At 61.8% G+C, this 14,139-nt stretch carries 15 protein-coding genes; 5 read left to right on the top strand and 10 right to left on the bottom strand.

All coding sequences use genetic code 11. The annotated features are described in order from the left end of the window. Positions 1–7: 7 nt before the first annotated feature. Positions 8–859 carry a carbohydrate ABC transporter permease gene (locus SFY93_RS04060; RefSeq protein WP_068730277.1) on the top strand — a complete coding sequence of 284 codons (852 nt, stop codon included), beginning with the start codon at positions 8–10 and terminating at the stop codon, positions 857–859. A gap of 9 nt (positions 860–868) precedes the next feature. Here SFY93_RS04060 and SFY93_RS04065 read toward each other — a convergent pair whose 3' ends face one another. After that, a complete protein-coding gene (locus SFY93_RS04065; RefSeq protein ID WP_320447689.1) occupies positions 869–1,756 on the bottom strand; it encodes a YiiX/YebB-like N1pC/P60 family cysteine hydrolase in 888 nt (295 codons plus the stop codon). A gap of 194 nt (positions 1,757–1,950) precedes the next feature. Here SFY93_RS04065 and SFY93_RS04070 point away from each other — a divergent pair, with 194 nt between their 5' ends. Continuing rightward, positions 1,951–3,354: a flavin monoamine oxidase family protein gene (locus SFY93_RS04070; protein WP_320446138.1), complete on the top strand. Its 1,404-nt coding sequence runs from the start codon at positions 1,951–1,953 to the stop codon at positions 3,352–3,354. A gap of 25 nt (positions 3,355–3,379) precedes the next feature. Here the strand turns inward: SFY93_RS04070 and SFY93_RS04075 are convergent, their stop codons facing one another. The 6 genes from SFY93_RS04075 to rpmI form a co-directional block, all read right to left on the bottom strand. Further along, on the bottom strand, positions 3,380–4,327 hold the full coding sequence (locus SFY93_RS04075; protein ID WP_320446139.1) for an MBL fold metallo-hydrolase: 948 nt from the start codon (positions 4,325–4,327) through the stop codon (positions 3,380–3,382). A gap of 73 nt (positions 4,328–4,400) precedes the next feature. Continuing rightward, entirely contained in the window at positions 4,401–5,168 is a 768-nt protein-coding gene (locus SFY93_RS04080) for a TSUP family transporter (protein ID WP_320446140.1), read from the bottom strand. Continuing rightward, positions 5,165–7,570: a phenylalanine--tRNA ligase subunit beta gene (gene pheT, locus SFY93_RS04085; RefSeq protein WP_320446141.1), complete on the bottom strand. Its 2,406-nt coding sequence runs from the start codon at positions 7,568–7,570 to the stop codon at positions 5,165–5,167. The genes SFY93_RS04080 and pheT overlap by 4 nt, the downstream gene beginning before the upstream one ends. Further along, on the bottom strand, positions 7,567–8,649 hold the full coding sequence (gene pheS, locus SFY93_RS04090; protein ID WP_320446142.1) for a phenylalanine--tRNA ligase subunit alpha: 1,083 nt from the start codon (positions 8,647–8,649) through the stop codon (positions 7,567–7,569). Before pheS ends, pheT begins: the two co-directional genes overlap by 4 nt. A gap of 206 nt (positions 8,650–8,855) precedes the next feature. After that, a complete protein-coding gene (gene rplT, locus SFY93_RS04095) occupies positions 8,856–9,215 on the bottom strand; it encodes a 50S ribosomal protein L20 (RefSeq protein WP_068730282.1) in 360 nt (119 codons plus the stop codon). A gap of 68 nt (positions 9,216–9,283) precedes the next feature. Then, the gene (rpmI, locus tag SFY93_RS04100; protein ID WP_068730283.1) at positions 9,284–9,484 is read right to left on the bottom strand and encodes a 50S ribosomal protein L35; all 201 of its coding nucleotides are present in this window, start codon (positions 9,482–9,484) and stop codon (positions 9,284–9,286) included. A 293-nt stretch (positions 9,485–9,777) separates the two neighbouring features. Between rpmI and SFY93_RS04105 the strand changes: the two genes are divergently transcribed. Next, on the top strand, positions 9,778–9,924 hold the full coding sequence (locus SFY93_RS04105) for a hypothetical protein (RefSeq protein WP_176454502.1): 147 nt from the start codon (positions 9,778–9,780) through the stop codon (positions 9,922–9,924). Positions 9,925–10,037: 113 nt separating this feature from the next. On the opposite strand, the gene infC is transcribed toward SFY93_RS04105, so the two are convergent. Continuing rightward, on the bottom strand, positions 10,038–10,577 hold the full coding sequence (infC, locus tag SFY93_RS04110; protein ID WP_086936983.1) for a translation initiation factor IF-3: 540 nt from the start codon (positions 10,575–10,577) through the stop codon (positions 10,038–10,040). A 323-nt stretch (positions 10,578–10,900) separates the two neighbouring features. Between infC and SFY93_RS04115 the strand changes: the two genes are divergently transcribed. Both SFY93_RS04115 and SFY93_RS04120 read left to right on the top strand, forming a co-directional pair. Continuing rightward, positions 10,901–11,683 (top strand): alpha/beta hydrolase, encoded by a 783-nt coding sequence (locus tag SFY93_RS04115; RefSeq protein WP_320446143.1) that lies wholly within the window; start codon positions 10,901–10,903, stop codon positions 11,681–11,683. Between the two features lie 66 nt (positions 11,684–11,749). Continuing rightward, complete coding sequence (locus tag SFY93_RS04120) at positions 11,750–12,220, top strand: nuclear transport factor 2 family protein (RefSeq protein ID WP_320446144.1); 471 nt, start codon at positions 11,750–11,752, stop codon at positions 12,218–12,220. Here the strand turns inward: SFY93_RS04120 and queG are convergent. Next, complete coding sequence (gene queG / locus SFY93_RS04125) at positions 12,180–13,415, bottom strand: tRNA epoxyqueuosine(34) reductase QueG (RefSeq protein WP_320446145.1); 1,236 nt, start codon at positions 13,413–13,415, stop codon at positions 12,180–12,182. The genes SFY93_RS04120 and queG overlap by 41 nt on opposite strands. Further along, complete coding sequence (locus SFY93_RS04130) at positions 13,364–14,056, bottom strand: glutathione S-transferase family protein (RefSeq protein WP_068730287.1); 693 nt, start codon at positions 14,054–14,056, stop codon at positions 13,364–13,366. Before SFY93_RS04130 ends, queG begins: the two co-directional genes overlap by 52 nt. Between the last annotated feature and the right edge of the window lie 83 nt (positions 14,057–14,139).

Below are 14,139 nucleotides of genomic sequence, written 5' to 3' on the forward strand. Positions count from 1 at the left end.
TCACCCGATGAGAGTGCCAACGCTACGAGAAGTCGGCACGGAAGCGCGGTTGCTGCTGATCGGCATTCCCGTGCTGATCTGGACGTTGATTCCGATTTACCACATGTTCCTGTTCGCGATCTCGCCGAAGCAGGATGCGTTCGCGGGCAAGCTGTGGCCCGACCATCCGACGCTGAACAATTTCAGAATCGTGTTCAATCAGCAGCACTATTTCCTGCGCGATTTTTGGGCGCAGTTCCTGAACTCGGTCGTCATCGCGGTGGCGGTCGGTGCGCTGACGCTGGTGATTGCGACATCGGCGGCCTTTGCGATCAGTCGCCTGCGCGTCCGCGGCGGCCGAACGGTGATGAACATGGCGCTGTTCACTTATTTCATTCCCGCCGCATTCCTCGCTGTGCCAATGTATCGCACCATGGGCAATTACGGCCTGCTCAACAATCACTGGTCGCTGATCCTGGCGATGGTGACCATTGCTTCGCCCTATGCGATCTGGGTGCTCAAGCAGGCGTCCGACAAGCTGCCGCTCGAGCTCGACGAAGCCGCCATCATGGACGGCGCGACGCCGCTGCAACTGTTTCGCATGGTCTATGTGCCGCTGATGTTGCCGTCGCTGGTCGCGATCGGCACCTATGCGCTGCTGCTCGCCTGGAACGAATATCTCTACGCCTTTCTGCTGCTGTCCAAGGATACCGAGATCACGCTACCCGTCGCGCTCGGCAACTTCCTGGCCGCTGATGACTCGCCCTGGGAATTGCTGATGACCACGGGCTTTATTTACGCGCTACCACCAGCCGCAGTGTATTACGCCTTCCGGCGCTACATGGTCGGCGGACTCACAGCGGGCGCGGTCAAGTCTTGAAGTGGCGGATCAGGCGATTAGCCTGATCCGAGGCCTGCTCACGTCTTCGTCAGCCACTTCCGCTTCCGTGTCAGTCGTCTCAGGAATGAGCGTCGGCGTGCCGAAGACGTCCGGAAATGGATCGAAAGTGCCCGCCACCTCCCGGAGCGGCTTTTGTTTGTCGGCCCAATGCAATGCCGTGTAGTCGAAGCCGAGTTCGATGGTCGGCTTCACCACTTCGAAATAGGGCGAGATATCGAAATCCCTGGGCATATACAGCGATGAATCACGGATATGTAGGATCTCGCGGCGAGCCTGGCGGCTGCCGGCGCGCGTGATTTTCGGCAGAATCGGATAGCGCACGGCATCGAAGGCCTGGGCGATCAGCGCAGAGCAGATGATCTTGGTGGGATCGCCGGAGCCGAAAGCGATCATGCGCCGCCGCCAGCGCTGCGGTATTGGCAGCGGGATCAGGAAGCGCATCAGGTCGAGAATGTTCTTGGTGTCGTAACCAAAGCCAATCCGGTTGATGGCGTAGCGACACACAGTGGTGCGGTCCTCGTAGGACAGACCGACCGGGCGGCACAGGCGGGTGTGGAACGGATAATATTTCGACAGCGGTGCCGAGGTGACACCTTCGCCGATATTGGCCTCGATCAGCACATGCGGCTCGCCGTTCGGCTCTGCAGCACCATCGATTGGGCCGACATAGAGCGCGGCATGCGACCAGGTCGATTGCGTGAGATATTTGATGATGCCGGAGACGCGGTTGTTGCCTTCGACCAGCAGCACGTCACCTTCCTGGATGATACCGCGCAGGCGTTCGGGGTCGCTCGGCGTGAATGGCTCGTAGCCGGGCAGCTCCTTCTGCAGATATTTCGCGATCAGTTTCCCGACCGTATCGAGCATGAGGCCCATGATCGTGACTCCCCCAGCGCGGTTCATGTCGACCGCTTTCCCTGGCTCCATCATGGTCGAGAGCCATTGCAATTTGGTTCATGCCCGCGCGGCGCTGGTGACAATTGATTCACCACGACGGTTGCCGCACATCCTCGAATACGGCAAGGTTCGCGAGACGTTCTCATGCATCATAAAATTTCGGAAACCATGTCATGACGATTTCACGCCGAGATTTCCTGTCGGCGTCCGCAGCATTGACACTTGTGCCGCTGTTCGGCGCAAGGACATTGGCCGCGTCGCTGCCGCGGGATGCTGACATTGTCGTGATTGGCGCGGGCGCTGCGGGCATCGCTGCGGCGCGTCGCATCCAGGCGGCCAATCGCAAGGTGATCGTGGTCGAGGCCTCCAGCCGGATTGGCGGACGGTGCATGACGGACGCGACAAGTTTCGACGCCCCGTTCGATCGCGGCGCGCGCTGGCTGCACACGCCGGAAACCAACGCAGTGGTGAAGCTTGCCCGGCCGGTGGGAATCGATGTCGCGCCATCGCCGCCGAGTCAGAAGCTGCGCATCGGCCGTCGCAATGCCCGCGCCGGCGAGACCGAGGAATTGCTCGCCGCGGTCGTGCGGGCCAATCGCGCCATCGACGAGGCAGCGCGCCGCGCCGACATCTCCTGCGCCGCGGCGCTGCCGAAGGATCTCGGGGACTGGGCGGGCACGATCGATTTCGTGCTCGGGGCCTATGCGACCGGCAAGGACCTCAAGGATCTCTCGACGCTGGATCTCTCGCGCGCGCAGGATCGCGCCATCGACGTTGCCACGCGCCAGGGGCTCGGCGCGTTGATGGGTAAGCTCGGCGAGGCCGTCCCGGTGGCGCTGTCGACGCCTGCGACGCGCGTGACCTGGAGCGGACGCGACATCGGCGTTGAGACGGCGTCAGGGCGCGTTGCGGCGCGGGCGGTGATCATCACCGCATCAAGCAATGTGTTGTCGTCGGGGACAATCAAGTTCACGCCGGAACTGCCAAAGCGGCAGCTCGACGCGGCGGCAAAACTCAGCCTCGGCAGCTATGACCGTATCGCGCTACAGTTTACTGGCAATCCGCTCGGGCTGGGTCGCGATGAGCTGATGGTCGAGCAAAGCACGAGCACACGTACCGGTGCACTGTTTGCAAATATTGGCGGGTCATCGCTGTGTACCGTCGATGTTGCGGGCGCATTCGGCCGCGACCTTGCAACTCAGGGCGAGGCCGCGATGGTGGCTTTCGCCGTTGAATGGCTGACGAAGCTGTTCGGCTCCGATATCAAGGCCGCGATCAAACGCTCCGCAACGACGCGCTGGGATACGATGCCATTCGTGCTCGGAGCCATGTCGGGGGCCACACCGGGTGGTCAAGCCTCGCGCCGCGTGCTGGCTGAGCCTATGGGCAATCTGTTCCTTGCCGGCGAAGCCACGCATGAAACATTGTGGGGCACCGTCGATGGCGCATGGGAAAGCGGCGAGCGCGCAGCAGAGGCGGCGCTCAAGAAGATCGGCGCAATGAAAGAGCCGGAACCAGACAAGCCGGTGCGGACGAAGCAGCGGCGGCAGCGGTCGAGCGGAGCGGGGTTGGAGTAGCCGCGACGTGAGGCTGCTATTGGCGCTACAACGGTAGCGCCAGCTGCATCAGATCTTTGGCCACGATGATCTTGCCGGAAAAATTCTTTCGCACGCCCGAGATCCAGTCCTCGTCGGTGACTTCGGGATCGTCGCCCGGCACGAAGTGGCTGAGCACCAGCACCTTCACGCCAGCCGCGGCGGCGATGCGGCCGACATCCTCGGTGGTGGTGTGGCTTTCCATCAAATGTTTTTTCAGCGTCGCGCCGTTCTTCGTCTTAATAACCAGCCGGTCAACAGCGGGCACGTAAAGTGCCTCATGCACCAGCACGTCCGCCCCCTTGGCGAACTCTGCGAGCCTCGGGTTGTAAGCGGTGTCGCTGGAGAACACGATGACGCCGTCAGGCGTCTCGAATTTGTAGGCGAAGCTGTCGACGATCGGCGGATGCGGAGTGCGAAACGCTGTCACCTTGACGTCGGCGGTCTGCAGCACCACGCCATCCTCCGCGATATCCTTGGCAACGAGCAACGGCCGCGGATCGGGGCGACCTTCATCTTCGATGCGGGTATCAACGTCGAATTTGTTCAACTCCCAGTAAGCCCGGGTCATTGCCTCGATGCCCTTGGGACCAAACGAGCGGATCGGCGTCGAGAGGCCTGCGGCCCAAGCATTGTAGAACAGGTTGCCGTATTCCAGATTGTGATCGGAATGGTGGTGGCTGATGAAGATATACTTCACCGAGGGAAGCGGCACGCCGGCATTGACCAGTTGCCGGCTGACGCCCATGCCGCAATCGATCACGAATGGCGTGTCGTTGACCACAACGAGATTGGCGGGATTGGATGCACCGACGCCGACGCGTGGGCCGCCCTTGGTGCCGAGAAATATGATCCTGGTGCGCGGTTTTGCTGGCGTCTGCGCCAGCGCGGGGCGCGCCGCGAGGACCATGGCGCCGGCAGCGGCAAACTTCAGCATGTCGCGGCGATCGATCATGGTCTTCTCCCGTTGTTCTTGAATTGGAGAGACCCTAGCGCCGCGGCGGCTGGCGCCGCAAGTCACGCAAGCGTCAGTGAAATATCCCGTCGAACAGCGGCAGGCTGATCAGCGCCGAGACGGCTATTAGGGCGTAGCAAATCTTGCGGAACAGCTCGTCGCTGGCCCTGCCGAACAGTTTCGAGCCAATCCACAGGCCGAGGCCGAACAGGGGGCCGGTCACTACCGCGAGCCCAAGGATGGCCGTGCTCCACAATCCGCCGATCGTATAGCTGATGATGATCAAGACGTCTGCGACCGCGAAATACAGGATGATATTTGCGCGGGTGACGGCAACGACTGCCGCGTCTCGCAGCCAATACATCACTATCGGCGGGCCGCCGAGTTGCGCCAAGCCACCAAAAAAGCCGGCGACGCCGCCGACACTGACCGTCACTGGAACGGTCGGCTTACCGGGATAGCGCCAGCCGGAGATCAGTAGCGTCAGCATCGTGACGATCAGTGCGACGATGCCCCAGCGAACGGTCAGCGGATCGGCCCAGGCCAAGGCCATCGTGCCAAGTGGCACGCCAATAAGTGCGCCCAGCGAAATGATGCTGACGTCGCGCCTGTCGGCTCGTCTTGCGGCGTTCGGGATCAGCGTCAGTGTGGTCGAGAAGTCGATCAGCAGCAGCAAGGGCGACGCGACCTGCGCGCCCGCCACGCTTGAGGCGAGCGGCATGAAGATTAGCGCCGAACCGAAGCCCGAAAACCCGCGGGCCAGTCCGGCGATGAAGGCGGTGACGGTGATAAAAACGAGCGACGTGGTCGAATACTGGACCAGGCCGAGTGATTCTATCATGCACGTAACGTGCCGCCCGTCTTCTTCGTTACTTCCGCCACGATCTTCGCTGCCACCGCATCAATTTCCTGATCGGTCAGGGTCTTCTCGCGCGGCTGCATGGTCACGGCGATGGCGACGGACTTCTTGTCGTCGTCGATGCCCTTGCCTTCATAGACGTCGAACACCGTCACATCGGTGACCAGCTTCTTGTCCACGCCGGCTGCCGCACGGAGGATGTCACCGGACCTGACCGTGCGATCGACGATGAAAGCGAAGTCGCGTGACACAGGCTGGAACGCCGAGAGCTCCAAAGTCGGTTTGGCGCGGGTCGCCTTCTGCTTGGCGTCGGGAATGCGATCGAGGATCACCTCGAATGCCATCAACGGGCCATCGGCACCGAGTGCCTCAAGCGTGCGCGGATGCAGTTCACCGAAATGACCGAGGACGTTCTGCGGTCCGATCTGGATCGTGCCGGAGCGACCTGGGTGCAGCCAGTCCGCGCCACCGGCCACGATCTGCAGCGCCTGCATCGGCGCGCCGGCAGCTGCGAGAACTGCAAAGGCATCGGCCTTGGCGTCGAGTGCGTTCGCAGCGCTGGCGCCTGACCAATGACGGCCGTTGCCAGCCGACGAGGCGAGGCCACGCCGCACGCCGGATGCAGCCATGAACTGATCCTGCGGGCGATCGCCGCGGAAGATCTGGCCGACTTCGAACAGCGCGAGGTCGGACGAACCGCGATGCGCATTGGCCTGAGCGGCTGCGATCAGTCCGGGCAACAGGCTCGGCCGCATGTCGGAGAGATCGGTGGCGATCGGGTTGGCCAACGCCAGTTCAGGTGCGCCGCCGCCGAACACCTCGGCATGCGGCTTCGAGATGAACGACCATGTCACGGCTTCGACGAGGCCGCGCGCGGCCAGTCCACGCTTGGCGCGGCGGGTGCGCTGCTGGATCTGCGTCAGTACCGGCTTGCGCGGGGCATCGCCGCGCGGGAACGGCGTCATCGGCACCTTGTCGACGCCGAAGATGCGCATGACTTCTTCGACGATGTCAGCCTTGCCGGTCACGTCGCTACGCCATGACGGCACTGCGACCTTCACCACGGGGCCGCTGCCGGCCACCATGAAGCCGAGATGCGTCAGGATGCGTCGCATCTCCGGGAATGGCACGTCGATGGCGGCGAGGCGCTTCACCTCGGCAATCGGGAAGTCGATGATACGGTCGTCGCCGTAGGGCTTGCCAACGACGATGCTCTCCGACGGTGCGCCGCCGCACAGTTCCATCACCAGCTTGGTTGCCAGTTCGAGACCGGGCACCATGAAGACCGGATCGACGCCGCGCTCGAACCGATAACGCGCGTCGGAATTGATCCCGAGCCTGCGGCCGGTCTGCGCGATATTGATCTCGTTCCACAGCGCGGATTCGATCAGTACATCGGTGGTGTCTTCCGAACAGCCCGACGCTTCGCCGCCCATAATGCCGGCGAGCGACTCGACACCATTGTCGTCCGCGATGACGCAGGCCTTGCTGTCGAGCGTGTAGGTCTTGCCGTCGAGCGCGAGCAGCGTCTCGCCGTCACGTGCGCGGCGGACAACGATATCGCCCTTCACCTTGGCGGCGTCGAACACATGCAGCGGACGGGCGCGGTCGAAGGTCAGGAAGTTGGTGATGTCGACCAGCGCATTGATCGGGCGCAGGCCGATGGAGGTCAGCTTCTTCTGCAGCCACTCCGGCGACGGGCCGTTCTTGACGCCGCGCACGAGACGCAGTGCGAAGCCGGGGCACAGCTTGGCGTCTTCGACGGTGACTTTCACCGGGCAGGGGAATTCGCCCTTGATCGGCTTGATGCCGGGATTCTTGAACACGCCCATGTCGGCCGCGGCGAGATCGCGCGCAATGCCCGACACGCCGGTGCAGTCCTGACGATTGGGCGTCAGGTTGATTTCTATGACGGGATCGCCGAGTTTGGCCCAGTCGGGATAGATCGCGCCGACGGGCGCATCGGCTGGCAGTTCGATGATGCCGTCGATCGCGTCGGGGAGTCCGAGTTCGCCGGCCGAGCACAACATGCCCTGGCTTTCGACGCCGCGGATATTGCCGAGGCCGATGGTGAAATCCTTACCCGGGATAAAAGTACCAGGCCTGGCGAGGACGGTCTTCAGTCCCGCGCGCGCATTCGGCGCCCCGCAGACGATCTGCAGCGGCTTGTCATCGCCGGCATTCACGGTGCAGACGCGCAACCGATCTGCATTGGGATGTTGCACGGCTGTGACGATCTCGGCGATCGTGAACGGCTTCAGCAGCTTCGCCTTATCGTCGATATGTTCGACCTCGAGCCCGATCATGGTGAGCTTGTCGGTCAGCGTCTCGAGCGACTCGTCGGTCTCGAGATGATCCTTCAGCCAGGAGAGGGAGAATTTCACGTGCTCAGTCCTCCGGCCAGCGTCGGTACTTCAAGCGGCTTGAAGCCGTAGTGATTGAGCCAACGCACGTCGCCTTCGAACAGCTGACGCAGGTCGGCCATGCCGTATTTCAGCATCGCGATACGATCGATGCCCATGCCCCAGGCGAAGCCCTGATACACATCGGAATCGATGCCGCAGGCGCGTAGCACATTCGGATGCACCATGCCGCAGCCGAGAATCTCGAGCCAGTCTTCGCCTTCGCCGAAGCGGATCTCGTTCTTGTCGCGGCGGCACTGGATATCGACTTCCAGCGACGGCTCCGTGAACGGGAAGAACGACGGACGGAAGCGCATATTGACGTTATCGACTTCGAAGAAAGCCTTGCAGAATTCGTGCAGGATCCATTTGAGGTGGCCGAGATGCGAACCCTTGTCGATCACGAGACCTTCGACCTGATGGAACATCGGCGTATGTGTCTGGTCGCTGTCGCTGCGATAGGTGCGGCCTGGACAGATCACGCGGATCGGCGGTTGCTGGCTCAGCATGGTGCGCACCTGCACCGGTGACGTATGCGTGCGCAGCAGCAGGCGCGAGCCGTCTTCCTTCGGATTGAAGTAGAAGGTGTCGTGCATCTCGCGGGCAGGGTGGCCCTCGGGGAAGTTCAGTTTGGTGAAGTTGTAGTCGTCGGTCTCGATGTCCGGACCTTCGGCGACGGCGAAGCCCATATCGGCGAAGATCGTCGTCAACTCGTCCCATGTCTGGCTGAGTGGATGAATGCGGCCGAGCTCAGCGGGGCCATCGCGCAGCGGCAGCGTCACGTCGATGGTCTCGGACGCGAGGCGTGCATCGAGTGCGGCGGACTTCAGCACGTCGCGGCGCGCGGTCAGCGCCTGCGTCACCGCATCCTTGGCCAGGTTGATCGCGGCGCCCTCGGTCTTGCGCTCTTCCGGCGTCATCTTGCCGAGAGTCGACAACAGTGCGGAGATCGAACCCTTCTTGCCGAGTGCGCTGACGCGTACGGCTTCGATGGCGGCTTCGTCGGAAGCATTGGCAATATCGGCCAGGATAGTCTGTTGGAGCGTCGTCAGATCGGACATCAGCAACCTCGATGAGAGAGGCGGGCGCCTCTTGCTGTCTGCGCGTCCGACGGAAGGCCGGGCACCAGCTTCTACAGCACGGGTATCACAGGGATTAAGACGTCAATGGCCGGGACAGGAGCGCGTGAACGCTTCTGCCCGGCCATGACAATGTCGATGAATACGCGGAGTGGAGAGCTCAGGCCGCCAGTGCGGCCTTTGCTGGCTTAGGCTGCGAGTGCAGCTTTGGCCTTCTCAGCAATCGCGTTGAACGCCGCCGGCTCGTTGATCGCGAGATCCGAGAGCACCTTGCGGTCGACCGTCACGCCGGACTTGGCGAGACCGTTGATAAACACGCTGTAGGTCATGCCGAGCGGACGGACGGCAGCGTTGAGACGCTGGATCCAGAGCGCGCGGAACGTACGCTTCTTGCGCTTGCGATCGCGGAACGCATATTGGCCGGCCTTGTCGACGGCAGCCTTTGCGGCGCGAATGGTGTTCTTGCGGCGACCGCGGAAACCCTTGGCGGCCTTGTAGACTTTCTTATGCTTGGCGTGAGCCGTCACACCGCGTTTTACGCGAGCCATGACTGATCTCCTTCATCTGAAATAACAAAAGGGGTGATATCCGCCGCAATGAAGCGGCGTAAGGGCGATCAGGCGTTTGGCAGAAAGTACTGCTTGATGTTGTCGCCGTCGGTCTTGAACAGCACGCGGGTGCCGCGGAGCTGACGAATCTGCTTCTTCGTCCGCTTGATCATACCGTGGCGCTTACCGGCATGGGCGGCCATGACCTTACCCGTTCCGGTGACTTTAAAGCGCTTTTTAGCGCCCGACTTGGTCTTCAGCTTGGGCATTTGGCTCTCCTATGGCCACGCAGAAAGCGCCCCGAAAGGCGTTGCGTCGGCTAAAATGCTCGTTAGAGCGTTGAAAATGCTCAACTAACCGCCGTTTGCGGGAAGTCAGCACAGTCGTCGACACGGCAGCCCTTAATCAGCCGGGCGACGAAGGTTGCGCTTATGGCAGAGGAATGCTCCGATGGCAACGATTAACGCGGCTCAACACTCTGTTTAGCGCATGGCTTCAGACTGGTCCGACGCGCCCCGGATGCCTATGTGATCCGGACCAGAGAAACAGAGGGACGACGACAATGGCCCGGAATGCACGTGCCGCCGCAAGGGCGGTTGCCATCCAGCAAGATGCTGCTGCTCAGACCGCCACCCGCTGGATGTTCGCAGCCGCTGGCCTCGCCGCGGCTCTCGCGCTGGCCGGTGCACTCGCCCTCATTTCGGGCTGAGCCGCCCAGCTCCGGACGATCTCAGAATACGCCCAAAGAAAAAAGGCCCGCCAGAAATCTGACGGGCCGAAATTCCTGATTACCAACCTCGTTAAGGTCAGTCGGCACTGCGATCAGCGCGGTGCGAGCACCATTACCACCTGACGACCTTCGAAGCGCGCGTCCTGCTCCACCTTGGCGTATTCGGCGACGTCTGCTTTGACCTTGTCGAGCAGCTTGGTGCCGATTTCCTGGTGCGCCATTTCGCGGCCACGATAGCGCAAGGTGATTTTGACCTTGTCGCCTTCTTCGAAGAAGCGCTGCATTGCGCGCATTTTCACGTCGTAGTCATGATCATCGATCATCGGGCGGAGCTTGATCTCCTTGATTTCGACGATCTTCTGCTTCTTGCGGGCCTCGGCGGCCTTCTTCTGCGCGGAATACTTGAACTTTCCGTAGTCCATGATCTTGCAGACGGGGGGGCTCACATTCGGCGAAATCTCGACCAGATCCATACCGGCTTCCATCGCCATCTTGATCGCAGCAATGGTTTCCACGGTGCCGTGGTTGAGGCCGGTCTGATCAATCAGCTGGATCTGCAGATTGCGAATTTCATCGTTGGTGCGCGGCCCGTCTTTGGTTGCGGCGGGCGGGGCTCTGTTGGGACGGCGAATGGGTAACTCTCCAATGTTGTTTAGGAAGGCCGCAGTGTGAAGGAATAAGGCGTTTGGAGCAAGCAAACTCACGCAACGCAGCGTCAATCACTCAAATACGAGGCAATTTCGTCACGCGAAAGGCCATAGGCGTCGTACACCGCTGACCTTGCTCAAATAGAGTTTCCCGGCCCGTTCTGCAAGCCGTGGTTGACAGGAGCGCAACGCGGCATCGAGGCGGACGTTCCCTGGAATGATATGGACGTTGAGGGATCGACGTTGACGATCCCGACCTGCTCAATCAAACAGCAATCGGCATTTCAGGGTCGAACAAGGATGGTTTGATGAGCACAACGGTATCGACCGACCCCACTTTCATCACGGCAGGTACAGGCAGTAGCCGCCGCCAGATCGCCATCCGGGTCCGCGATGGCGCTGCTCCGGGCCTGTTCTGGATGAGCGGCTTCAAATCCGACATGCAGGGTGGCAAGGCGGTGGCGCTCGATGCCTGGGCCGCCGACCATGGCCGGGCCTGTGTACGTTTCGATTATTCCGGCCATGGCGAATCCGGCGGCGATTTCGTCGATGGCACCATCGGCCAATGGCTGGAGGATGGCCTCGCGGCGTTCGACGCGGCCTGCCAGGGTCCGCAGGTGGTGATTGGCTCGTCGATGGGCGGCTGGATGGCACTCCTGCTGGCGCGCGCGCTGGCCCGACGCGGCAAAGTGGGGCGCGCGACGCTGAAGGGTCTGGTGCTGATCGCGCCGGCGCCGGACTTCACCGAAGAGCTGATGTGGAAAGGCTTCTCGTCGGAAATCCGCGCGGAGATCGAGACCACCGGTCAATGGCTGCGCCCGTCGGAATATGGCGAGCCCTATCCGATTACGCGGCGGTTGATCGAAGAGGGGCGCAATCACCTGCTGCTTGGCAGCACGATCGATGTCGGTTGCCCCGTGCGGATTCTTCAAGGCAGGCAGGACCCCGACGTGCCCTGGCAGCACGCTTTCCGCCTTGCCGAACGGCTGCCGAGCGACGACGTCGTGCTGACCATGATCCAGGACGGCGACCATCGGCTGTCGCGCCCGCAGGACATTGCGCGACTATTGTCGGCTGTGGCGGAGTTTTGATTGCATCACCCGCACCGTTGAATAGGCTCGCCTGAAAAGAGCGATCAATCAGCGGGAGGAATTCGGATGGATGCTACGGCGATGCTGCACGCATTTTGCGATGCTGTCGAACAGCGTGACGGCCAGAGCTTCGCTGCGCTGTTCACTGAAGACGGCGTCTATCACGACGTCTTCTACGGCGCATTCGAAGGCCGTGCCAAAATCGCCGACATGGTCGATGACTGGTTCTACCGGACCGCGGAAGATTTTCGGTGGGACATGCACACGCCCGTTAGCGACGGCACCACGCTCTATGCGCGCTATACATTCAGTTATCGCTCGAAACTCCCGGAAGCCAATGGCGGCCGCGCGATGTTCGAAGGCGTTGCGATCATGACGCTGCGTGACGGCAAGATCGTGAGCTATCACGAAGTGGCCAATACGGCACCGGCTTTCGTCGATTTGCATTTCGCGCCGGAGCGCATCGCCAAGATCGTCGGCAAGCAGAGCGCTGCGCTCAAAGCGCGGCCGGAGATGGCGCGACATCTGACGAACTGAGGGCCAGTCGCCACTCGCTGCCGACGCTCTCGTCCTGTTCGGCTTCGGTGAACTGCACAGCCAATGCAGCAAACGCATCCGCAGGCATCAGTTGCGACAACGCCCACACTGCTGCCCCGCGGACCACAGGGCTTTCATCGCTGAGCAGTCGCTGCGCGTCGTCCATCAGCGACAGGTCGTTTGAATTGCCGATGGCGATCAGCACATTGCGAATGAAGCGGTTACGGCCAATGCGCTTCACGGGTGACTTCGTGAAGAATGTGCGGAAAGACGGATCATCGAGCCTTGCAAGTTCGGCCAGCGACGGCGCGCGCAACTCATCGCGTGCGGCGAGTTTGATCTCGCGGCCTTCCTGAGCGAACTTGTTCCACGGGCAGGCGGCGAGGCAATCGTCGCAGCCATAGATGCGGTTGCCCATGGGCTTACGAAACTCGTGGGGGATCGGGCCCTTGTTCTCGATGGTGAGATAGGAAATGCAGCGCCGAGCATCGAGTTTGTAAGGCGCCGGAAAGGCCGATGTCGGGCAGCTGTCGAGACAGGCCTGGCACGAACCGCAGCTATCATTCGCTCGCGCATCACGCGGCAATTCGAGCGTGGTGAAGATCGCGCCGAGAAACAGCCACGAGCCGAATTCGCGCGAGACGAGATTGGTATGCTTGCCCTGCCAGCCCAGACCCGCAGCGCCGGCAAGTGGCTTCTCCATCACGGCGGCCGTATCGACGAACACCTTCACATCGCCCCCCGCCTGCGCGATCAGCCAACGCGCCAGCAGCTTCAGGCGCTTCTTGATGAGGTCATGATAGTCGTCGCCGCGGGCATAGACCGAGATCGCGGCATGCGAGCGCTGCTTTAGAATCTCAAGCGGGTTCTCGTCGGGTCCGTAATTGACGCCGAGCATGATGACGGACCGAACATCCTGCCACATCACCTTGGGGTCGGCGCGGCGGTCGGGATTGTCGGCAAGCCACTCCATGTCGCCATGGGCGCCGGCGTTGAGAAATTCCTGCAGCCGTTCGCGCACGCCGGCGATGGCGTCTGGATCGGTGATCCCGATTGAATCGAAGCCCAGCGCCTTCGCCTCGCGCGTCAGCGTGTCCTTGAGATCAGCGGGAAGCGTGGCGCGGTCGTCGTCAGCGGGTGGGCTCAGAAATCGAGATCCACATAGGTCCGCGATGCCGGCACGCCCGCCAGCCATTCGCTCAGCAGCGGTCGGAACGACGGACGGGATTTCACCCGCGCGTACCACGCCTTCGCCGCGTCGTCCTCGCTCCATGGCACATCGCCCAGATAGTCGATCGCCGACAGATGAGCTGCCGCGACCAGATCCGCATAAGTCAGTCGGTCACCGGCCAGAAAATTGCGCGTCCGCGCCAGCCAACCGATATAGGCCAGATGATAGCGCACATTTGCGGTGGCTGCGCGAATCACATCCATCGCCGGGGCGCCGCCGCCGACCTCTTCGCTCATGAAGCGCTTGTAGATGCGCTCGGTGACCAGTGGGCCGGACGCTTCCTCGAAGAATTTCTCGTTGAACCACGCCATCAGCCGGCGCACTTCGATGCGTTCCGCCATCGCGACAGGTAGCAGGCGGCGATCGCCCATCTCCGGTCCATGGGTCTCGTCGATATATTCGGCAATGATCCCGGCGCCAGGAATGGGCGGGAAACCATCGGTGAGCAGCACAGGCGTAGTTCCCGCAGGATTGAGCGCCAGAAATGCCTCGCGCCGATCCCACGGCCGCTCGTCTACCAGTGTGAGGTCGAGTCCGTATTCGCCGAGTACGAGACGAATGAAGCGGGAATGCGGACAGAACGAGTGATGGTAAAGCGTGTACATGCGGGCCTTGATAGTTATGCGGTCGTTAAGAAAGCGTCTCGGTTGCGTCGGTGGTAAAAGTGTCACGCGGCGCGCGCCAAACT

Origin of the sequence: Tardiphaga sp. 42S5, from assembly GCF_034044155.1 — a bacterium.
GTDB lineage: Bacteria > Pseudomonadota > Alphaproteobacteria > Rhizobiales > Xanthobacteraceae > Tardiphaga > Tardiphaga robiniae.

What these genes read in the sequence shown, in the direction of transcription:
- SFY93_RS04105 (WP_176454502.1), top strand. Translation starts at nt 9,778, where the DNA reads ATGGCCCGGAATGCACGTGCCGCCGCAAGGGCGGTTGCCATCCAGCAA.
- SFY93_RS04075 (WP_320446139.1), bottom strand. Translation starts at nt 4,327, where the DNA reads ATGATCGATCGCCGCGACATGCTGAAGTTTGCCGCTGCCGGCGCCATG.
- rplT (WP_068730282.1), bottom strand. Translation starts at nt 9,215, where the DNA reads ATGGCTCGCGTAAAACGCGGTGTGACGGCTCACGCCAAGCATAAGAAA.
- SFY93_RS04120 (WP_320446144.1), top strand. Translation starts at nt 11,750, where the DNA reads ATGGATGCTACGGCGATGCTGCACGCATTTTGCGATGCTGTCGAACAG.
- SFY93_RS04115 (WP_320446143.1), top strand. Translation starts at nt 10,901, where the DNA reads ATGAGCACAACGGTATCGACCGACCCCACTTTCATCACGGCAGGTACA.
- SFY93_RS04065 (WP_320447689.1), bottom strand. Translation starts at nt 1,756, where the DNA reads ATGGGCCTCATGCTCGATACGGTCGGGAAACTGATCGCGAAATATCTG.
- queG (WP_320446145.1), bottom strand. Translation starts at nt 13,415, where the DNA reads ATGGCTGGCGGGCGTGCCGGCATCGCGGACCTATGTGGATCTCGATTT.
- rpmI (WP_068730283.1), bottom strand. Translation starts at nt 9,484, where the DNA reads ATGCCCAAGCTGAAGACCAAGTCGGGCGCTAAAAAGCGCTTTAAAGTC.
- SFY93_RS04060 (WP_068730277.1), top strand. Translation starts at nt 8, where the DNA reads ATGAGAGTGCCAACGCTACGAGAAGTCGGCACGGAAGCGCGGTTGCTG.
- SFY93_RS04070 (WP_320446138.1), top strand. Translation starts at nt 1,951, where the DNA reads ATGACGATTTCACGCCGAGATTTCCTGTCGGCGTCCGCAGCATTGACA.
- pheS (WP_320446142.1), bottom strand. Translation starts at nt 8,649, where the DNA reads ATGTCCGATCTGACGACGCTCCAACAGACTATCCTGGCCGATATTGCC.
- SFY93_RS04080 (WP_320446140.1), bottom strand. Translation starts at nt 5,168, where the DNA reads ATGATAGAATCACTCGGCCTGGTCCAGTATTCGACCACGTCGCTCGTT.
- SFY93_RS04130 (WP_068730287.1), bottom strand. Translation starts at nt 14,056, where the DNA reads ATGTACACGCTTTACCATCACTCGTTCTGTCCGCATTCCCGCTTCATT.